At 43.5% G+C, this 20,581-nt stretch carries 12 protein-coding genes, 11 tRNA genes, 2 rRNA genes and 2 pseudogenes; 26 read left to right on the top strand and 1 reads right to left on the bottom strand.

All coding sequences use genetic code 11. The annotated features are described in order from the left end of the window. The 22 genes and pseudogenes from ACPV3A_RS35885 to ACPV3A_RS35780 all read left to right on the top strand — a co-directional run. A 23S ribosomal RNA gene (locus tag ACPV3A_RS35885) occupies positions 1-128 on the top strand; the annotation flags it as partial. A gap of 146 nt (positions 129-274) precedes the next feature. Continuing rightward, positions 275-391 (top strand): 5S ribosomal RNA (rrf, locus tag ACPV3A_RS35880). An 8-nt stretch (positions 392-399) separates the two neighbouring features. Continuing rightward, positions 400-475, top strand: a tRNA-Asn gene (locus ACPV3A_RS35875). A 3-nt stretch (positions 476-478) separates the two neighbouring features. Then, a tRNA-Thr gene (locus ACPV3A_RS35870) sits at positions 479-554 on the top strand. Between the two features lie 37 nt (positions 555-591). Continuing rightward, a tRNA-Glu gene (locus ACPV3A_RS35865) sits at positions 592-666 on the top strand. A gap of 134 nt (positions 667-800) precedes the next feature. Next, a tRNA-Val gene (locus ACPV3A_RS35860) sits at positions 801-876 on the top strand. Between the two features lie 53 nt (positions 877-929). Then, a tRNA-Gln gene (locus tag ACPV3A_RS35855) sits at positions 930-1,004 on the top strand. 68 nt (positions 1,005-1,072) lie between these two features. Beyond that, positions 1,073-1,148, top strand: a tRNA-Lys gene (locus ACPV3A_RS35850). A gap of 14 nt (positions 1,149-1,162) precedes the next feature. Then, positions 1,163-1,246, top strand: a tRNA-Leu gene (locus tag ACPV3A_RS35845). Positions 1,247-1,251: 5 nt separating this feature from the next. Beyond that, positions 1,252-1,326 (top strand) — tRNA-Gly (locus tag ACPV3A_RS35840). 3 nt (positions 1,327-1,329) lie between these two features. Beyond that, positions 1,330-1,406: transfer RNA gene (locus ACPV3A_RS35835), tRNA-Arg, on the top strand. A 20-nt stretch (positions 1,407-1,426) separates the two neighbouring features. After that, positions 1,427-1,500: transfer RNA gene (locus tag ACPV3A_RS35830), tRNA-Pro, on the top strand. A 76-nt stretch (positions 1,501-1,576) separates the two neighbouring features. Further along, positions 1,577-1,650: transfer RNA gene (locus ACPV3A_RS35825), tRNA-Gly, on the top strand. Positions 1,651-1,923: 273 nt separating this feature from the next. After that, positions 1,924-4,710: a phosphoenolpyruvate carboxylase gene (gene ppc, locus ACPV3A_RS35820; RefSeq protein ID WP_426204619.1), complete on the top strand. Its 2,787-nt coding sequence runs from the start codon at positions 1,924-1,926 to the stop codon at positions 4,708-4,710. 243 nt (positions 4,711-4,953) lie between these two features. Beyond that, positions 4,954-5,520: an RNA polymerase sigma factor SigW gene (gene sigW / locus ACPV3A_RS35815; protein WP_071221879.1), complete on the top strand. Its 567-nt coding sequence runs from the start codon at positions 4,954-4,956 to the stop codon at positions 5,518-5,520. 221 nt (positions 5,521-5,741) lie between these two features. After that, on the top strand, positions 5,742-6,356 hold the full coding sequence (locus tag ACPV3A_RS35810; protein WP_076325275.1) for a zf-HC2 domain-containing protein: 615 nt from the start codon (positions 5,742-5,744) through the stop codon (positions 6,354-6,356). Between the two features lie 319 nt (positions 6,357-6,675). Continuing rightward, positions 6,676-7,506 (top strand): diadenylate cyclase CdaA, encoded by an 831-nt coding sequence (cdaA, locus tag ACPV3A_RS35805; protein ID WP_071221881.1) that lies wholly within the window; start codon positions 6,676-6,678, stop codon positions 7,504-7,506. Then, positions 7,499-8,983 (top strand): CdaR family protein, encoded by a 1,485-nt coding sequence (locus tag ACPV3A_RS35800; protein ID WP_426204616.1) that lies wholly within the window; start codon positions 7,499-7,501, stop codon positions 8,981-8,983. The genes cdaA and ACPV3A_RS35800 overlap by 8 nt, the downstream gene beginning before the upstream one ends. Before the next feature lie 32 nt (positions 8,984-9,015). Further along, positions 9,016-10,356 carry a phosphoglucosamine mutase gene (gene glmM / locus ACPV3A_RS35795; protein ID WP_426204614.1) on the top strand — a complete coding sequence of 447 codons (1,341 nt, stop codon included), beginning with the start codon at positions 9,016-9,018 and terminating at the stop codon, positions 10,354-10,356. 739 nt (positions 10,357-11,095) lie between these two features. Next, positions 11,096-12,928 (top strand): glutamine--fructose-6-phosphate transaminase (isomerizing), encoded by a 1,833-nt coding sequence (glmS, locus tag ACPV3A_RS35790; RefSeq protein WP_216534295.1) that lies wholly within the window; start codon positions 11,096-11,098, stop codon positions 12,926-12,928. 1,243 nt (positions 12,929-14,171) lie between these two features. Continuing rightward, positions 14,172-14,480 (top strand): transposase, encoded by a 309-nt coding sequence (locus ACPV3A_RS35785; RefSeq protein WP_426204621.1) that lies wholly within the window; start codon positions 14,172-14,174, stop codon positions 14,478-14,480. Between the two features lie 156 nt (positions 14,481-14,636). After that, positions 14,637-14,722: pseudogene (locus tag ACPV3A_RS35780) on the top strand (IS5/IS1182 family transposase); the annotation flags it as partial. 44 nt (positions 14,723-14,766) lie between these two features. On the opposite strand, the gene ACPV3A_RS35775 reads toward ACPV3A_RS35780, so the two are convergent. Next, positions 14,767-15,624 (bottom strand): MBL fold metallo-hydrolase, encoded by an 858-nt coding sequence (locus ACPV3A_RS35775; RefSeq protein WP_426204611.1) that lies wholly within the window; start codon positions 15,622-15,624, stop codon positions 14,767-14,769. Between the two features lie 511 nt (positions 15,625-16,135). On the opposite strand from ACPV3A_RS35775, the gene loaP reads away from it, so the two are divergent. From loaP to ACPV3A_RS35755, 4 genes and pseudogenes are all read left to right on the top strand, one after another. Continuing rightward, the gene (gene loaP, locus ACPV3A_RS35770) at positions 16,136-16,603 is read left to right on the top strand and encodes an antiterminator LoaP (RefSeq protein ID WP_426204609.1); all 468 of its coding nucleotides are present in this window, start codon (positions 16,136-16,138) and stop codon (positions 16,601-16,603) included. Between the two features lie 568 nt (positions 16,604-17,171). Further along, positions 17,172-17,366: pseudogene (locus ACPV3A_RS35765) on the top strand (4'-phosphopantetheinyl transferase family protein); the annotation flags it as partial. Positions 17,367-17,481: 115 nt separating this feature from the next. After that, on the top strand, positions 17,482-18,177 hold the full coding sequence (locus ACPV3A_RS35760; protein ID WP_426204607.1) for a thioesterase II family protein: 696 nt from the start codon (positions 17,482-17,484) through the stop codon (positions 18,175-18,177). Positions 18,178-18,190: 13 nt separating this feature from the next. Further along, positions 18,191-20,398, top strand: coding sequence for a condensation domain-containing protein (locus ACPV3A_RS35755; RefSeq protein ID WP_426204605.1), 2,208 nt, complete (start codon positions 18,191-18,193; stop codon positions 20,396-20,398). The last annotated feature ends 183 nt before the right edge of the window (positions 20,399-20,581 follow it).

Below are 20,581 nucleotides of genomic sequence, written 5' to 3'. Positions count from 1 at the left end.
AAGCCCCCCTCAAGATGAGATTTCCCAACTAGTAAGACCCCTTGAAGACGACGAGGTAGATAGGTTGGAGGTGGAAGTGCAGCAATGCATGGAGCTGACCAATACTAATCGGTCGAGGGCTTATCCAAATGACCCCAAAAAGTGAAGTGAAGCTTTGAAGCTGACACCGAATACTTTTCGGGGACCCCGATACCACATCGGGTAATGCTACGGATTCTAATCAATGCAAATTTCGTTTCGTATCTAGTTTTCAGGTGATCAAGCATCTGAACCGTTTGGTGGCGATGGCGGAAGGGTTCCACGCGTTCCCATACCGAACACGACCGTTAAGCCTTCCAGCGCCGATGGTACTTGGACCGAAGGGTCCCGGGAGAGTAGGACGTCGCCAAGCGGATATATTCCCTGATAGCTCAGTTGGTAGAGCACTCGACTGTTAATCGAGTTGTCACAGGTTCGAGTCCTGTTCGGGGAGCCACTTGCTTCCATAGCTCAGTAGGTAGAGTGCATCCATGGTAAGGATGAGGTCACCGGTTCGATCCCGGTTGGAAGCTCCAGATTCGCTTTTGAATTGGACATGCATTGTGAAATTGCGGCCCGTTGGTCAAGGGGTTAAGACACCTCCCTTTCACGGAGGTAACAGGGGTTCGAATCCCCTACGGGTCACCATTATTCTTAATGCAACAGGGGATGAGAATCCCGTCGGTTCGTCGGAGGATAACTTCGTAAGCAGAGGCTTCGCAGTCTCGAACGAAGTGAGAGTATCCCCTACGGGTCACCACTATTTTTATTCCATATTGTATGGAGGCTTAGCTCAGCTGGGAGAGCATCTGCCTTACAAGCAGAGGGTCGGGGGTTCGATCCCCTCAGCCTCCACCATTTCATGCATGATTCTAACGAGAATCAGCACAATAGAAGTATCTCATCGATTTTGGGGATTAGCCAAGCGGTAAGGCAACGGACTTTGACTCCGTCATGCATAGGTTCGAATCCTATATCCCCAGCCACTTTACCCCTAAAAGTGAAGTTACGCTTTGAAGGTGATTCCGAATACTTTTCGGGGGCCCTGAATTGCGAGCCATTAGCTCAGTTGGTAGAGCACCTGACTTTTAATCAGGGTGTCGAAGGTTCGAGTCCTTCATGGCTCACCATTGTTTCATCTTGTGCGCGTGTGGCGGAATTGGCAGACGCACTAGACTTAGGATCTAGCGTCTTTGACGTGGGGGTTCAAGTCCCTCCACGCGCACCATTTATGCGGACGTGGCTCAGCGGTAGAGCATCGCCTTGCCAAGGCGAGGGTCGCGGGTTCGATTCCCGTCGTCCGCTCCATTTGCGCCCTTAGCTCAGCTGGATAGAGCGTTTGACTACGAATCAAAAGGTCGGGAGTTCGAATCTCTCAGGGCGTGCCATTTTTTAAAAAAATTAATATCGGGATGTAGCTCAGCTTGGTAGAGCACCTGGTTTGGGACCAGGGGGTCGCATGTTCAAATCGTGTCATCCCGATTTGTTTAAGATTTATGCCCCGCAAAAGTAATCGGATTATACTCCGAGGTGTAGCATCTCTTTTGTGGGTTGATATGCGGGTGTAGTTCAATGGTAGAACTCCAGCCTTCCAAGCTGGTAGCGTGGGTTCGATTCCCATCACCCGCTCCATACATAAGCAGGACATCACCGTGTGTGATGTTTTTTTACATATTCACACGACTATCCTGCGAAGTGTTAATGTGCTAAAGAACAAAGGCAGGTCAAGGTTTATAGGACTAATGTCCATGGTATATGGGTATATCAATATCATGAGTTTTGTCGATTTGGCTAATTTTTTCGCCTGGAAAATGCAGATTTTCATGCGCTTTTATTGTATGATGTTAGGAAGGCGTTACGTCCTATAGACAAACTGCTGAAACGGGTTGAGATGGGAGGAGTAGCATGACTGAACTTACAGTAACCGCAAAGAGCAATTCCAACAATCTGCTGCGGCGAGATGTACGGTTCCTTGGCAATATTCTTGGAGAAGTTCTTGTCCACCAAGGTGGCAATGAGCTTTTAGATATAGTTGAGAAAATTCGTGAAACGAGTAAATCGTTGCGATCCGTATTCCTGCCAGAATTGTTTGCAGATTTCAAAAGGATCATCAGCACCTTGGAGCCCGACATTCGCCATCAGGTGATTCGCGCGTTTGCCATTTATTTTCAATTGGTTAATATCGCAGAGCAGAATCATCGCATTCGTCGCAAACGTGATTACGAACGTTCCGCCGGGGAGAGTGTTCAACCAGGTTCCATTGAAAGCGCGGTCCAGGATTTGAAAGAGCGCAATATTACGTTTGAAGAAGTTCAAGAAATTCTCGAAAGTCTATCCCTTGAGCTGGTAATGACAGCTCATCCAACAGAAGCGATGCGTCGAGCTATTCTGGATATTCATAAACGGATAGCGGACGATGTTATGCAACTGGACAACCCGACACTGACATTCCGCGAACGAGAGCAGCTTCGGGAGAAACTACTGAATGAAGTGATTACGCTATGGCAAACCGACGAGCTTCGTGACCGTAAGCCGACCGTTCTTGATGAGGTCAGAAACGGTATGTATTATTTTCACGAGACTCTGTTTCACATTCTGCCAGAGGTTTATCAAGAACTGGAGCGCTGCCTAAGTAAATATTATCCGGGTCACCATTGGCACGTTCCAACCTATTTGCGTTTCGGTTCGTGGATCGGTGGCGATCGGGACGGAAATCCTTCAGTGACGGCGGACGTAACATGGAAAACGCTTGAAATGCAGCGGAAGCTAGCAATTCGTGAATACCAACGGATTTTGCGTGAATTCATGAAATACCTCAGCTTCAGCTCATCCATCGTGAGCGTTTCGGATGAATTGCTTCAATCCATTGAAAAAGACCGCGAGCATGTAACACTGAAGAAGATGGAAATTTGGCACAATGAGAAAGAGCCTTATCGTGTAAAACTGGTATATATGCTGGCTAAAATGAATCATATTCTTGATGAGAACATGACGGGCAGCGAGCGTTATCAGTCCCCTGAGGAATTTATCGAGGACTTGAATATCATTGATCGAAGCTTGCGTTTCCATTTTGCTGACTATGTTGCAGACACGTATATTCAAAAACTGATTCGTCAGGCGGAGTTGTTTGGCTTTCATACAGCAACGCTGGACATCAGACAGCATAGCCAAGAGCATGAAAATGCCATGGCCGAGATTCTTCGTAAAATGAATGTGACTCAGGATTATGCCCAGTTAAGTGAAGACGAGAAGATCGAGCTGCTTAATAACCTGCTTAATGATCCTCGTCCATTGACTACGCCTTATCAAGAGTACAGCGACAGCACCGAAGAATGCCTTGAAGTATACCGTACCGTATTCCGTGCGCAGCAGGAGTTCGGCGTGAAGTGTATTTCAAGTTATTTGATCAGTATGTCCGAGGGTGCAAGCGACATTCTGGAAGTGATGGTATTTGCCAAAGAAGTCGGACTTTTCCGCAAGGACAATGATGGTTCTGTAACAGCAACTTTGCAGGCTGCACCATTGTTTGAGACGATTGAAGACCTTCATGCCGCACCTGATATTATGCGTAAGCTCTTCAACCTGCCGATCTATCGGGAAGCGGTTAGCGCGATGAATGAGCTTCAGGAAATCATGCTGGGTTACTCCGACAGCAACAAGGACGGCGGAGCCATTACCGCGAACTGGGAGCTCCAGGTAGCACTCAAAGAGATTACGGCTGCAGCCAATGAGTATGGCATCAAGGTGAAATACTTCCATGGACGCGGCGGATCGCTTGGACGCGGCGGTATGCCTCTGAATCGCAGCATTTTGGCTCAACCGGCATCAACGATTGCGGGTGGCATCAAAATCACGGAGCAAGGCGAGGTTATTTCTTCACGTTATTCCTTGAAGGGAATTGCCTACCGCAGTTTGGACCAGGCGACTTCAGCACTTATTAGGGCTTCTCTTAATGCCCGTTACCCTGAAAAAGAATCGACCGAAAAAGAGTGGGAAGAGATTTCCTCGAGCATATCGGCCGCTTCACAGAAGAAATATCAGGATCTGATCTTCCGTGATCCGGATTTCCTGAGCTTCTTCAAGGAATCCACGCCGCTTCCTGAAGTGGGAGAGCTGAATATCGGTTCCCGACCATCCAAACGTAAGAACAGTGACCGTTTTGAGGACCTCAGAGCCATCCCTTGGGTGTTTGCGTGGACCCAGAGCCGTTATCTGCTTCCAGCATGGTACGCGGCTGGTACGGGCTTACAGAGCTTCTACCAGGGCAAGGAAGAGAATATGAAGGTGCTTCAGAAGATGTACAAGAGCTATCCGTTCTTTACGTCACTGATCGATACCCTTCAGATGGCTCTTGCCAAGGCTGATCTGATCATCGCCAAGGAGTATTCTTTGATGACGAAGGATGATCAAGCCCGCGAGCGTATCTTCGGTCTGATTCAGGATGAGTTCAACTTGACGAAAGAGCTTGTTCTTAAGATTACGGGACAACAGGATATTCTGGATAACCAGCCGGTCTTGCAGGAATCGATTCGACTCCGTAACCCTTACGTGGATCCGCTTAGCTATTTGCAGGTTCAATTGCTTAACGAGCTGCGCGAGCTGAGAGAGCAGGAGCAGGACGATCCGGATCTGCTTCGGGAAGTACTGCTGACCATCAACGGCATTGCGGCGGGGCTTCGTAATACAGGTTGATCCGTACAGGATGACAACGCTGTTTAAAAGGGATAGTATAAGGCGAGGTTCCCTAAAGGAACCTCGTTTTTTCATCTATAGCAGCATAACCCCAGATGATTAAAGTATCGGCTGCAGCATGATTGTCTTTGATAGAGAATAGGGATTCTTTTTGAATTATTGTTGATTTTTAGAAACAGTTGAATTACGATTTGAATGATGCTTTTTAGACGTTACCCATCAGACCATTCTGGGGGAATTGTGGTGGACAATTTGGATGTAAGACTGGCGAAGCTGGCCCGAAAAGGGGACCAGAGAGCTTTTGCCGAAATCGTAGAGCTTTATAAAGACAAGATTTTTCATTTGGCTTACCGGATGCTGAGTAACCGCCATGAGGCTGAGGATGTCGTACAAGAGACTTTTTTGCGTGTATATAAAAACCTTGATCGATACGACGAGAATCAGAAGTTCTCAACTTGGATATACCGAATTGGTACAAATCTTAGCATTGATCGGCTGCGCAAGCGCAAGCCGTCTTTCTCGCTGGATGCCGAACTGAATGAAAGCGAAGGCATGGACGGCTACTCCTTGATCCCGAGCGATAATCGTACACCGGAGAGTGAAATGCTGCTATCCGAGACACAGCGTATTATTCATACGGCGATTGACGGACTTCCTGCCAAGTATAAGACAATCATGATTCTAAGGTACATTCAGGATTTATCTCTGCAGGAGATCAGCGAGATTTTGGACTTGCCTGTAACAACGATCAAAACGCGTGTACATCGTGGACGCGAATTTTTACGCAAAAAATTAGAGTACAAATTGTGAGGGGAAAACGCCTATCGCCGTTCTTTGAGGAAGAGAGATCGCGTTTAAGGGCGCTTTTTTCTTGCGGAGCCAGAAAGTTAGTCTCGGCAAATTTTTTTCTGACTTTCTTTTAAAAAAATTGAAACATCCCTGATTCCGGCACGTATGAACAATAAGCAAGTCTTATGCCCCTATGGGGAAGGGACCCAGCAAAGAGATTGAATGAAAGGATTGGCTCACAAATGGATTGCAAATTAGCCGTCTCTTTGATGCATGATTATCTGGATAATGACTTGTCCGACCCACAGCAGCTGGAATTGCAGAAGCATTTGCTGGATTGTGCTGACTGTCGGAATTACTTCGAGAAGCTGGAGCATACCGATATGCTTCTTTATTCCTTAACTCATCATGCGACCAAGCCATCCGATGATTTAACGGAACGTATAATGGGCATGCTGCCGCAGCCCAAGAGACAAAAAGCTTGGGTCAAATGGGTTAGGAATCATCCTGCGCTCACGGCTGCAGCTTTGTTTTTGGTTGTCATGCTCTTCAGCACAATCAGTTTTTGGAGTCAGGATACCCAGCTGGTTGTAAAGAGTGACGAATTCGAAAAGCTGGTGATTGAAGGAGATACCGTCATTATTCCTCCGGATCAAATCATCACGGGAGATATTACAGTCGAGAATGGAAAGACGAAGGTCTACGGTCAAGTGAATGGCAACGTGACCGTCATTGACGGAGAATTATTTCAGGCTTCCACCTCACATATAGCAGGTCAAGTGAAGGACATAGATCGGGCGATGGACTGGATCTGGTACAAGATCTCCACTCTGTTTACAGATGCCGCTTACCGCTAGGTGAAACCTGATGCCTACTGAATAAAAGCGCCTCTTTTCTGTGAAAAGACGGCGCTTCTTTTGTTGACTTTATGATCTTTTTCATGGAAAGCAGTGGGCGTCCGCTTGCATCGGAAAGATTAACGTTATAACCTAGAGAGTGTAGAGTACATACTACATATATAAGTCTCATGCGTTATTAAAAAAGGAAGTTCAAAAAGTCCCCGTGTGATCCGAAGGAAAATGGAGAGCTGGTTCGGTGAAATCGAATCTTAGCATTCATTTTCGAGGAACCGGATTTTTTGGGCCCGCACTTAAAGGAAATGACGGGGGTTGCTGTATGGAGTATTTCACAGATATGACCTGGGGTGAAACCATTAAAGATATCATCGATATCCTTATCGTTACTTATATAATATACCAGATGATACTGCTCGTCCGCGGCACGCGGGCGGTCCAGCTGCTCAAAGGGATTTTGGTGCTGGTGGTCATCTGGGCTCTCAGCACCTGGTTTGATCTGTATACGCTGAAGTGGCTGATGAATCAGATCTTTACATTTGGGGTGCTGGCGATCTTTATCATCTTCCAGCCGGAGCTCAGACGTGGTCTGGAGCAGCTCGGACGAGGCAAGCTGTTTGGGCGGACGGCGGATATTGACGAGGAGACCAATAAGTTAATCAGCGAAACCATTAAGGCGGTTAATTATTTGTCTCGGCGCAAAATAGGGGCTCTGATCGTCTTTGAGCGGACGACGGGCCTGAATGAATATGTAGAATCAGGAATTCCGATGAGATCGGTGATCAGCTCGGAATTGTTTATTAACATTTTTATACCGAACACGCCGCTCCATGACGGAGCTGTCATTATTCAGAACGGTCAAATTGCGGCGGCTGGCTGCTATTTACCGCTATCAGAGAATCCTTTTATCAGTAAGGAACTGGGAACAAGACACCGTGCCGCTATCGGAATCAGCGAGGTGGGGGATGCGATTTCGGTTGTCGTATCCGAGGAGACTGGGCAAGTATCGCTCGCCTTGAATGGACAGGTGGTTCGAGATATTAAGGAAGAGTCCCTCATCTCCAAATTGTATGAGGAACTCAGGCCTGCCGCGTCCATTAAGGAGAAACGCACGTTCTTCTGGAAACGGAAGGGGGACGGCAGCAATGGATAAATGGATCAAGAACAACACGGCAAGCAAGCTCATTGCACTCGCTGTCAGCATTTTATTGTGGGCGATGGTTCATATGGACAGCGGAACGCCTGCACCGCCAACGACTTTTTATGATACCAAAGTCATTGAAGGCGTTGAGATTCAGACCTATGGATTTGATGACAGCGAATATGCGTTAACAGGGATTGATAAGGACCGTGTAAATCTCGAAGTTCGGGGAAAGAAATCCAATATTTCGCTTTTGACCGACGATTATAAGGTGAAGCTTGATTTGAGCAACGTCAAAGAACCGGGTACGCACACACTTCCGCTAACGCCCTCCATCCCGAGTGGCGTGGAGATGGTATCGATGGAGCCTTCGGTTGTTACGGTGACGGTAGAGGCGAGAGTGTCGAAATCCGTGACGGTAAGTATTGGAACCAAAGGCGAGCCTGCTAAAGATTACCGGGCCGGAACACCCGTGCTGATTGACCCAAGGCAAGTCACGGTTACCCTGCCTGAATCGTCAATGGCGAATCTGGGGCAGGTCAAAGGTAATGTGGACCTTGATGGTGCCAAAGAGAAGATTACGGAGAAACGAGTCAAGCTTACAGCATATGATAAAGAAGGCAACGCAATGGAAGATGCGGTCATTGAGCCTGCTACAGTAGCAGCTGAAGTGCCGATTGAGCCTGCTTTTGTCACCCTGCCGCTGGAGCTTCAATATACCGGACGGCTGCCGGAAGGGTTTGTCCTATCCAAGGTGGAACAGAAGGTAAAAGAAGTGAAGCTGTTTGGCAGTAAAGAGGCGCTGGCAGGAGCTGAGACCTATATCGAAGCTACGATCAATCTGGGAGAAGTTAGAAATTCGGGAACAACAGTGCTTACGGCCGACTTGACGCCGCCTGAAGGTTTTGAGAAAATCGAGCCGAGCTCTGTAACGGTGGATGTTACGGCGGTATCGCATGGTGAACGGGTGATTACGGGGATTCCGATAACGTTAAAAGGGGTTGCCACCGGCTTGGATGCTGTCATTACGGATCCAAAGACGAAGACCATATCTTTAACGCTCACCGGAGCGCCGGACTTGCTCAATAGCCTGGAGCCGACGGATATCGGAGCTGAAGCGAATGCAACCGGTTTGAAAGCCGGCGTTCACGAAATTCCGCTGCAGATCACGCTTCCTAACTTTATTAACCGTACGGATTCGGAACGTCCTGTTGTTAAGGTAGAGCTCAAGGATAACTCCAAGCCCGTGACAACGGAGCCGGACACCTCGAAGAATGAGGGAACGGAAGACAAGCCGCCTGTTCCACCAGGAACGGGATCAGGAACAGGAACAGGAACAGGAACAGGCAATGATCAGGGGGAGGATCCGGAGACGCCTCCTACTCATGAAGACACGGATAACTCCGGATCAGGAGAAACCCCATCACATCCGCCGGGAGACGGATCGAATGATGGGACAACGGGATCAGAAACGTCCAATGATGGATAAAAACGAAGAGTAGATAAAGGAGTATATAAAACATGGGGAAATATTTTGGTACAGATGGAGTAAGAGGAGTTGCCAATCAAGAGCTGACAGCGGAAATGGCTTACAGCATCGGTCGCTGCGGCGGCTATGTGCTCACTGGCGATAAAGAGAAGCCAACCGTCATCATCGGCATGGATACTCGCGTATCGGGGGCTATGCTGGAGTCGGCTTTGGTTGCAGGCCTGCTGTCAATCGGTGCACATGTCATTCGTCTGGGTGTCGTAAGTACACCAGCGGTGGCGTATATCACAAGACTTTTGAAGGCTGATGCGGGTGTTATGATCTCGGCTTCACATAACCCGGTACAAGATAACGGCATCAAGTTCTTCGGTGGAGACGGCTTCAAGCTGTCGGATGAGACAGAGCTTAAGATTGAAGAGCTGATGGATGCGGAAACGGATAATCTGCCGCGGCCAATCGGGGCTGATTTAGGTGAATTGCTGGTTGATAACGAATCGAAATATAAATACCTGGAATATTTGAAAACGACGGTCAATAACCGGTTTGACGGTCTGAAAATCGTACTGGACTGTGCTAATGGCGCAGCTTATGAGCTGGCTCCAAAGCTTTTCCGTGAATTGGGCGCGGATGTGATCACCATCGGTGCTGAGCCGAATGGCTTGAATATCAATGATCACTGTGGATCGACTCACCCGGAGAAACTCGTCGAGGCTGTACTCCAACATGGCGCTGACCTCGGTCTGGCTTTTGACGGAGATGCGGATCGCCTGATTGCCATTGACGCAAAAGGTGAGGAAGTAGACGGCGATTTCATTCTGTGCATTTGCGGTGATGCCATGAACCGTGCCGGCAAGCTGAAGGCAGGCACCATCGTTTCGACCGTTATGAGTAACATCGGTTTCTATAAGGCATGTGACAGCTTGAAGCTGAAAACTGCTAAAACTGCAGTCGGTGACCGCTACGTGATGGAAGAAATGCGCCGTGGCGGATATAACCTGGGTGGAGAGCAGTCAGGACACGTGATTTTCCTGGATCACAATACTACAGGGGATGGCATTCTGACGGGAATTCAATTGGTGGATACGTTGGTAGCCTCCAGCAAGCCTCTGCATGAGCTGAAGAGCAGCATGCGCAAGTACCCGCAAGTGCTGGTTAATGTTCGTGTTGGCGATAAGAGCAAGTACCAAGGCAATACCGTTATTGAGTCTGCGATTGCTGAAGTTGAAGGCATTCTGGGTGATAATGGCCGTGTCCTGGTTCGCCCATCGGGAACGGAATCCCTCATTCGCGTCATGGCGGAAGGCCCGGACAAAGAAGAGCTCGACCGTTATGTAACGCAGATTGCAGACGTGGTGAAGCGGGAATTGGCGTAAGACTAAGGGTGTATTTTTCAAGGAAAGCAGACTAATTTTTGTCAGGGCCAGTGAACTATGCGGATCCGGTACACTGGCCTGCTGCTTTTTGATGAAGCCAGCCAATGAAAGCGCAACACCCCCTGTCCTGTCAGCAAAGAGTGCGAATTACGGCATCGCTTGAGAGGGTAGGCCATTCGATGTCATTCATGGGGTTAATTATACGCAGGGCTTGAAGCACCTGGGAAACAGCCGAGTTGCCAAAGTCAGAACGCATGAATATAATAAAGGATGTCATTCAAGAATAGAAAGCGAGGATTGTGAGGTTACTTCAAGCTTTATAAGCGCCAGAGCTTGTACCTGCGCGGGGATTGGTTATTGCTACGATAGGGATAACCAAACGGCAGAACGCAAGTTGACGAGGTAGAGGTGTTCGGATTATTCGGCGGGGACCTCTCGGTTATGCACCAACCGTAAGCGAATCACGGAAAAGGAATGGGCGACCGTTCTTACAACGTATCCGCAGGTGCTTCTTATTACAATTACAAATAATACAAAACATGAATGTGCGATTTAGAACAGGGCAGCGCGGTGGAAGAAGAGTGCATTCATGTCTGTTCAACTTAGCAGCCTATATCATGCTGGATCTTTGAACGTTGATAATTGAATAAATCATTCTTCTTTCCTGATACCGCACAGATGCTGCCGTGTTCTATTTCCGCCTAACTATTATAGGGAAATCGAACGGAGGAATCATACTATGTGTGGTATTGTCGGATATATTGGAAATCAGAAAACGCAAGCGGTGTTGATCGAGGGATTGAGAAAGCTGGAGTATCGCGGATACGATTCAGCGGGGATTGCTGTGTTTACGAATGAAGGTCTGCGTGTGGCTAAGGCACAAGGGCGTCTTGCCAATTTGGAGGAGAGACTCGAATCTGCTCCACTCGTGGGAACCGCAGGTATCGGTCACACTCGTTGGGCAACACATGGCCGGCCATCGGACGTCAATTCGCATCCGCATACGGACGAAAGCCAGAAGTTCTCTGTGGTTCATAACGGGATCGTTGAGAACTATCTGGAGCTGAAGGAAGAGCTGATCAGCCAAGGACACCACTTTGTGTCGGAGACCGATACCGAAGTTATCTCCCATCTCATTGCCCGTGAATATGACGGGGATATCGTTAAGGCCGTGCAGAAGGCGATCTCTTACATGAGAGGCGCATTTGCCCTTGGCGTCTTGACCGAGTATGAGCCGGATCGATTGGTGGCTGTGCGTCAAGCAAGCCCGCTTATTATTGGTCTTGGAGAAGGGGAGAACTTCATCGGTTCTGATATTCCGGCTATTTTGAAATATACACGGAACGTATATATTCTCAACGATGGAGAGATGGCTCTGCTGACCGCAGATGCTGTCGAATTAATGACCATTGAGGGGAACTTTATTTCTCGGGAAATGATTCGTGTCGATTGGGATGCTGTTACAGCGGAAAAAGGCGGATTCGATCACTTCATGCTGAAGGAGATCCACGAGCAGCCAAAAGCATACCGGGATACCATGCTGGGCCGTGTAGATGAGAGCGGACGTAAGGTCGTTCTGCCTGAGCTGAAGCTGACACAGGAACAGATTAAGAACATTCGCAATGTTCAGATCGTCGCCTGTGGTACGGCTTACCATGCCGGACTTGTGGGACGCAGCGTGATTGAAGAGATGGTACGCATTCCGGTTGAGAATGACGTGGCTTCCGAGTACCGTTACCGCTCGCCGATCGTTACTCCCGAGACTCTTGTCATCGTTGTGAGCCAATCCGGTGAGACGGCAGATACCTTGGCTGCGCTTCGTGAAGCACAGAGCCATGGCGCTCATGTCCTGGCCATCACGAACGTAGTAGGCAGCTCGATTGCCCGTGAAGCGAACGATGTGCTCGGCACCCTGGCTGGACCGGAGATCGCCGTAGCATCTACGAAAGCCTATACTTCTCAGTTAATTGCGTTCTATCTGTTTGGTCTGTACCTGGCTCAAGTACGCGGTACGATGACCGAAGACGCTGTGGCTGAAGTGATTGCAGCGATGGAAGCACTGCCTGAACAGGTAGAGTCCATGCTGACCAACGCAGAATCAATCAAGGGATATGCCGAGCAAATTGCGGAGCATGAGAACCTGTTCTTCATTGGTCGTGGTCAAGACTACGCCGTAGCACAAGAAGGGTCCCTGAAGCTGAAGGAGATCTCTTACATTCATTCCGAGGCTTATGCTGCCGGCGAACTGAAGCATGGTACGCTGGCCTTGATTGAAGAGGGCATTCCGGTTATTGCCTTGGCAACACAGGAGGCGGTTATGGAGAAAACGGTGAGCAACATCAAGGAAGTGAAGGCCCGCGGTGCAGAAGTGATGGCCATTACGCATGAAGAGCATGTGGCCGGCCTGCTGAAATCCGTAGATCAAGCCTTCGCCATTCCGAAGACCTTGCCGATCTTGACGGCAGCCTTGTCTGTCGTGCCGTTGCAGTTGCTTGCCTACTACGCATCGCTTGCCCGTGGTAACGACGTGGATAAGCCGCGGAACCTGGCAAAGAGCGTGACGGTGGAGTAAGGTAGGGAGCCGGATGACACACGACTGATATTTTGTATTAAAGTTGTGTTCTAATTTACAACAAAGTTGTGTTCTAGTGAAAAAGTTGTATTCTTAGAATGAGTTTTGTATTAGAGTCGTGTTCTACGGGCAAAATTGGCATTAAACTTGTGCTCTACAGTGGAATAAGGTATTAAAGTTGTGTTCTGGCTCATTTTGTGCATACTTGGTTGATTACAACATCTGTGTCTGGTGACATTAAGGTTAGTGTCTTGACATTATAGTTGGGTGCCTTTCAAACAAAGTTAGGTTTTTTTACAATAGAGTTGGTGTCTGAACGTTTTTGGAACAGTTACCGTTGGTTAAAATGGAGATATGACTGTTTAGGATTACATTGAACAACTAATATTTAATGGCTTCGCCCTTAGTTATCAGGTGGCGAAGCCATTAGTCGTTTTTAGGGGGTGTAGCGAGCTGTTCGCTATAGGCCGTTTTATGGAAGTCGAAATGGAGGTGCTATTTTTGTCTAAACAAGGAGCAAGAAAGGAAAAAATTGCAAAGTAACTACATTAAAAAAGGTAGAGGTCAAGGTGTTGGAGTGAATTATTGGGCCGTTTATTCACGCACATGACAATAAAATCCCTTCTGAAGGCTGGCTAACTCGATACAAAGGATTGTCCGAACATGGGAGGAAATATTTATTACTATGAATGGCTTAATGTTACTGACATTGGCCGCTTTTGCCGTTAGAGAAAAGACAACCGGGATTGCTGAACAGCTTGGCATAAGCATCCACATATAGATGGTATTCCTGTAGCAATGACAACTGACTTTAGATTGACCTTGGAAATAAAAGGCGGTAGCTGAGATGTATTCGTATAAATAAAACCTTGTGAAAAATTATCAGATCGAACTTTGGAACTGTTTGAAAGTGAAAGTGTTTATTTCGCTACAGAGTAAGGTATCGATTGGTGTATTGTTACGGAAGAAAAAAACCTCAAAACCTTGTAAAGAACGTTAGAATGGATGGCAAATGCAAAATACATGGATACCCATCTTTTGTTAATGAAGAGCTTGTATGTTTGTTGCACGACGACTTATATGAGGCATTTACGAATGATGCTGGGCAAACGTCACTAGGCTGTGTCTTCAAACATGATAAGCGTTGATCATCGTTCGGTTATCTTTGGCTGGTGGTCCGCCCTGGAGCTTTTCGCTCGGCAGCAAATCTTTGATTGGTTCCACAAGTCGTCACGTAATTCATATGGTCGTCTTCAATTTCACCAGATTTATTCCTGCATTACAATGGGTGGCCCGAAGTGGTGCTCTATGGCGGGACTCTCCAGAACATAATGGATCCTGGAAATCGGTGTATATGCAATTTCGTCGGTGGCAGCAGGCTGGTGTATTTGATTTCAAATCCTCGAGCATCTGTCAGCAGAGCCGGATACTGAAAGCGGATAAGCAAGCCATTGGACGATACCAAGGAAGGTATAACGACCAAGATTCATGTGATGGTAGACGCTTTGGGGTGCCCTCTGCGCCGCGAGCTTTCTCCTGGAAACACACATAATTGTATTACAGGATATCAAATGTTGGAAGATACCAACTTTACTGAAAAACAAGAGATCGCCGATCGTGGTAACGATATGAATGAAATCATAACCTTGTTACAGAACTGTGATTCCACCTCGAAAGCATCGTTTGAATCAGTGAGCCTGTGGACTGGTGGCTGTACAAAGAACGTCACTTGGCGGAATGTTTTTTAATAAACTTAAGCACTATCGCCGCTTGGCTACTCGCTATGATAAGCTGACTAGTACCTTATATAACGACTTCGTCGATCCATTTATATTACATTAATTTCTATTTTCAGATTGTAATAATTGATCATTGACAAATGCTTTTAAGAAGAAAATTTCATTTTCATTTGGTCTCCTATAATTATCTATCTCAAAAGATTTTATAGCTTTCTCTAACGATGTGGATTTTGTTGCTTTACTAGTTGAGATGAGCTCTTTCCAATATATATTCATCTCCTCTAAGTCACAGATAGATTCATGACCTAGTAAGAAGTGAGTTGCATCATATTTCTGAATATCTTCTATCATAAGCAATAACTGAGATTGTTTGAAATGATATAAAGAGTTTGTAGTTGTGCCATAAGCACCGTCTCCTAGAAATATCACTTTTTCATCAGGAATGTAAATGATTGTTGAATCATCCGTATGAGTACTTCTAATTGTTTCAAGAACACAAACTTTATTCCCTAAGTCAATTTGGAGAGATTTTTCAAAAATGATATCTGGTGAGTTTAATTGAAAAGTGTCTCTCTTCGGTATTTCGTTCATTATGATTTCCATACATTTTGAAGTCATTTTCATGGAATCTACATATTCCTTGAGAGAACTATCATCATATAAATACCTTCGCCAATCATTGATAATTTGATTTGTCAGTCTATTAACAATGATTGTAGCTTTGAATTCATTCATCCCTAAAAAATGGTCCCAATGTGCATGTGTTATAACCAAATATTTAACTGGAGGCACTTTTAAATTCTCTATTTCATATAGGAAATCTCTAGCGTGTTGAACCGAATTTCCACCATCTATTATTAGGCTATAATTTTCCCCGGAAACTAACCCTAATGTCGGCCTTTCTAAATCATTTTGGTTAGATAAATAATAAATAGATTCACTAAATTTATTTAGCATGTCAATTCTCCTTTGAATTTTTGTTGAAGAATTCAACTTGATATCTCCCGTTCATCCAAATTATATATATATCAATATCCAGTATTATGATCAATTTATGATGTAGTAGAGCATGAAATTTTAGTCTGAGACTAACCTTAGTATATACTAATGACTCCATGGTAACTACTTCGGGCCATCAAAAAATTCATAGTAGTTGTCTCGTCGATCGCTATGTCGATCAACAGGAAGCATATCCCTGATCTGTTTCTACTTTACATAACCTAATTCGTATCGTCTTCTCATTCTTTCATTCATTCTATCTAACGTATTTTGAGACAAGTCCTAAAATATAAACACCTTCCAAAAATATACAAGAAACTCAAGAACTTATACGACACGCAATTTATAAAATTTAGATGAATCGACAATTAACGACACACTTTTTCAGTAAAATATAATAATATAATTCCTAGATAGGGAAAAAATAGATGAAAAGGTAAACTTAATTCAAAAGGAGAAATGATGCCAATTGCCTTGGTATGCTTTATTTGTACAGACAGGAGAAGAAGAGAAAGTTGAAAAGTTAATTGAAAAAAAATTTGACCAATCAATTCAATGTCTCAATCCTAAACGAATTGTACCTGAAAAACGACAAGGTGTTATTACAAAATCGACAAAATTATTATTTCCAGGTTATTTATTTCTTAAATTAGAGCTTACAAAAAAAATATATTATGAACTTCTTGACATCCCTAAAGTTTATTATATGGTTAAATATGGTAGAGATAAGAAAGACAGTAGTCTGAGCTATTTTAGTTCAATACCAGATAACGAAATTAATTGGTTATTAACATTAATTAATAAAAATGACACACTAATCTTTAGTGATGTGTTAATAAATGGTGAAGATATCATTGTTTTGTCAGGTCCGTTAGTTGGTTTAGAATCAAAGATAAAAAAAATAAAATTGATAAGAGAAAGAGAAGAGCATCAGTAGAAATCAGATTTCTGAATCAAATCTTTAAAATTGATTTAGGAATTAATATTCATAAGAGCACTTCAGTATAAAAGATCCTGATATTGTTAATCGCTGTTTCGGCACGTTATCAAGGTCGGAAGAACATAGCTTATTAGGTAGTGCGAAAGGCTTGCATGAATGGGCGAAGCCTGCCCTGATTCACAAGATGTTTGAACTTCACTTAAACGGAGTGATTCTATGATAGAGGTTTTTGCAATGGAAATAAACTGTCTTACTCCCCCCAAACGGATTTTAGAAAAATCATTTCATAAACGGAAAAATAGCGTATATAAAATAAAAAAATGGGATGTATATCGTTCTGTATTTTCTGAATTTGTTGATTCGTACTTTAAGTATTTAGTTCCACTTTCGAGCATCTAAATTGAAAAAACCAATTTTGAAATCCATACTTGAAAAATTTAAATGAATATGAGTTTAATTTTTCACATTCAGGGAATTGGATATTATGTACAGTAGATAAATGGGGAGTTATTGAATATGTTCAACCAATAAGATTTGGAAATAGCCAAATCCTTTTTCAAAAGAAGAATATAAATTAATTAGCGAAAAGGACAACTTACAAAAGCTGTCTTTTTTTTATGAGCTATGGACACTCAAGGAAAGTTATATAAAAGCTGTAGGTAAGGGACTATCTATTCCTTTGAATTCATTTACCATTGAAACAAGAAAAGAAGTGGTTGCAGTAAAATATTGTAAAAAACAGAAGCTTAGACGTGAATAAAAAAAGTGCAGTATATGCACAAAACAATATGTTTACTAAACAGGTGAATTATTTGGGGACAGTGGAGCTTTTGCAAAAATTAAGTATCATTTGATAATAAGGGGAAAAGACTAAGATGAATCTTTTTTGTATTCCATATGCCGGTGGCTCAGCGAATATATTCTTACCATGGAAAAGGCATCTTCCTGAAATAAACGTGATTCCAGTAGAGTTAAAGGGAAGGGGAAGAAGATTCGATGAATCTGTATATCAAAGTGTAGAAGAAGCTGTTGAAGATATCTTATCTACTATTGAAAGTGATTTACAAACAGATAATTACGCTATTTTTGGACATAGTATGGGTGGGATTCTTGCATTTGAACTTTACATTAGAATCAAACAAATGGGTAAGAGCAAGCCGGCGCATATTTTCTTCTCAGGGTGCAAACCTCCACATTTAAGGAAACCTGAAGAACAAAAGACATATAGCTTGCCAACAGAACAACTAACAAAAAAAATTGCGGAGATGGGAGGGACCCCTCAGGAGATATTATCTAATCCAGAACTGCTTGATATTTTTTTGCCCGTAATTAGAGCAGATTATCGAATGATCGAAACCTATTCCTATCAAAGAGAAGAGAGTTTGGAGAGTGATATTTCAATTTTAATTGGAGATCAGGATTCTTTTAGTTTTGATGAGGCATGCGAATGGAAAAAGCTATCTAAAGGTGATATGCAAATATACACACTGGAAGGAAATCATTTTTTTATCCATCATCAAACCCAAAATGTTATGAATATCATTCGGAACAGGCTGAAAACGATTTTGTGAAGGAGGGTTATTTATGTATCATAATTTGACGCATGCTCAAAAGAGGATATGGATTACGGATAGAATTTATCATAAGTCTCCCATGCATAATATCGGTGGATGTCTTAAAATAACGGGTCATGTGGATTGGAACAAAATGGTACATGCAGTGAACGATGTCATTCAATTTAATGATTCTCTTCGAATAAGACTTATAGAGATCGATGGAGAGCCTTACCAGTATATCCATGATTATTCGACATCAGTTATTGAGTTCCTCGATTTCAGTGGCCATGAAAATGCTCATGAAACTTTTGAAAAATGGGTAGAAGAATTCTTTCGATCGCCATTTGAACTGGAGGATAAGGAACTATTTCAGTTTGTCATATATAAACTCAGTGAAGTAGAGTCCGGGCTTGTTCTTAAAATTCATCACATCATTTCCGACGGATGGTCTGTAGCATTAATTCAAAAACAAATTTTTGAAAAGTATAACAATTCAAATCGTCTCAAACCTGCGTTGGAACTGTCATATATTGATTACATAAAAAAGGAAAGGAAATATTTGGAATCCATAAGATTTCTAAAAGATCAACAATTTTGGAGCAACAAGTTAGAGCACCTGCCGGAAACTTCATTGTATAAGAATTTGTCTAATTTAGAATGTAACAGAATGTTGCATTCACTTGACGAGCTCACTTCACAGAAAATTAATAGTCTCATTAAAGAGCTTGGCATATCTCTGAATATTTTCTTCATTACAGCTTTCTTAATCTATTTGCACAAAACATTGGGGGAAAATGACATTATCATAGGCACTCCGGTTCTAAATCGGGGGGATTATGAAGATAAACAGACAATTGGAATGTATGTTAGTACAATGCCACTGCGGGTGGGAATTGAGGATAAACAATCGATTTTTGATTTTATTAAAATAATTGTTCGTGAGATTAAACGCTGTTATATTCATCAAAAATATCCGTACGATCTTCTAATTAAAGATTTACAGTTAGTAAGTAAAGGATATGATAGTCTTTTCAAATATAATTTGAATTACTATAACACTCGCTTTTTTGATGAATCTGGAGAATTGCAGATTGAGGCGGAGGAATATACAAGCCGGCAACAAAACCTTTCTTTGCAATTGACTATTAATCAATGGAATGAAAATAAAATATTGCTTGGAATGGATTATAAAATAGAAGAATACAAACAATCAGACATCAAATTAGTTTACCAACATCTCGAAACCATCTGGAAACAAATGCTTTATGATCCCCAGATGAAAATTAAAGATATAAAATTACTGAGCAAGGAAGAGATTATAAATCGGATATACACATTAAACCAGAATACTCGTAATTATCCTCAGGATAAAACAATAATACAGCATTTTGAGGAACAGGTGGAGAAGGAGCCAAATAAAGAGGCATTGATTAATAACGATACATCTTTAACTTACTCTGAAGTTAATCAGAGGGCTAATCAATTGGCACGCTTTTTAATTTCAAAGGGAGTGGAAAAAGGGGATATCGTATCCATTTATGCATATCACTCTTATGAGCTTGTAATCGCGATTTTAGGCATTCTTAAAGCAGGAGCAGCCTATCTTCCGATTGATCCCGATTACCCGCATGAAAGAATTAACTTTATGCTGCAAGATTCCAAGTCCAGAACTATATTAACGAACATTTCACTGTCCAATAATATTAGTTTTGATGGGGAAATTATCGACCTCCTAAATCAAAGCATATATACGTTAGGAAAATCTAACCTGTCGATTACAAATTCACCTGAAGATGTTGTGTACATTATTTATACTTCAGGTTCTACAGGTATGCCAAAGGGGGTTATTATTGAACACAGGAACTTGTTAAATTATATATTATGGGCAAGGAATACGTATGTCGGAGACAATGAAGCGTTTGCCTTATACTCATCTATAGCATTCGATCTTACTGTGACAACTATTTTCACACCGCTTGTTTCTGGTAGTCGAATGATCATTTATAAACAGGATGAGCAGGAATTTATTTTGTACCGTATTCTGGAAGACAATAAAGCGACGATTGTTAAGCTTACACCTTCACATCTTTCATTAATAAAAAATATGAATAACAGAAACTCATCCGTAAAGAAGTTTATTGTAGGTGGCGAAAACTTAAAAGTAACGATAGCAAACGAAGTAGATAAGAGTTTTGACGGGAATATTGAGATATTTAATGAGCGGGTCAACCTTTAATTCTAAAGGATGAAATCCCTGTAGGAATCCGAAGCTTTCTTCCCTATACTGAAACATTAGAAGAAGAGACTAACCATCTTCTGTGTCTTAGTGACCACTTTGATCAACGCCTAATTAAAACAGATCAAAGTTGGAACGGTGACGTTGCACCAAAATTAAAGGGATTTATACAGGATGTCTTTT

The organism is Paenibacillus sp. Dod16 (assembly GCF_049893405.1).
In the GTDB taxonomy this organism is placed as follows: domain Bacteria; phylum Bacillota; class Bacilli; order Paenibacillales; family Paenibacillaceae; genus Paenibacillus_AQ.
Note: the sequence above shows the minus strand (reverse complement) of the source record. Positions and strands in the feature narration are given on the sequence as shown.

Bases quoted from the DNA above. Each gene is read 5' to 3' on its own strand.
- ACPV3A_RS35755 (WP_426204605.1), top strand. From the start codon at position 18,191: ATGTATCATAATTTGACGCATGCTCAAAAGAGGATATGGATTACGGAT.
- glmM (WP_426204614.1), top strand. From the start codon at position 9,016: ATGGGGAAATATTTTGGTACAGATGGAGTAAGAGGAGTTGCCAATCAA.
- ACPV3A_RS35800 (WP_426204616.1), top strand. From the start codon at position 7,499: ATGGATAAATGGATCAAGAACAACACGGCAAGCAAGCTCATTGCACTC.
- ACPV3A_RS35785 (WP_426204621.1), top strand. From the start codon at position 14,172: ATGGTCGTCTTCAATTTCACCAGATTTATTCCTGCATTACAATGGGTG.
- ACPV3A_RS35775 (WP_426204611.1), bottom strand. From the start codon at position 15,624: ATGCTAAATAAATTTAGTGAATCTATTTATTATTTATCTAACCAAAAT.
- ACPV3A_RS35810 (WP_076325275.1), top strand. From the start codon at position 5,742: ATGGATTGCAAATTAGCCGTCTCTTTGATGCATGATTATCTGGATAAT.
- cdaA (WP_071221881.1), top strand. From the start codon at position 6,676: ATGGAGTATTTCACAGATATGACCTGGGGTGAAACCATTAAAGATATC.
- ACPV3A_RS35760 (WP_426204607.1), top strand. From the start codon at position 17,482: ATGAATCTTTTTTGTATTCCATATGCCGGTGGCTCAGCGAATATATTC.
- glmS (WP_216534295.1), top strand. From the start codon at position 11,096: ATGTGTGGTATTGTCGGATATATTGGAAATCAGAAAACGCAAGCGGTG.
- ppc (WP_426204619.1), top strand. From the start codon at position 1,924: ATGACTGAACTTACAGTAACCGCAAAGAGCAATTCCAACAATCTGCTG.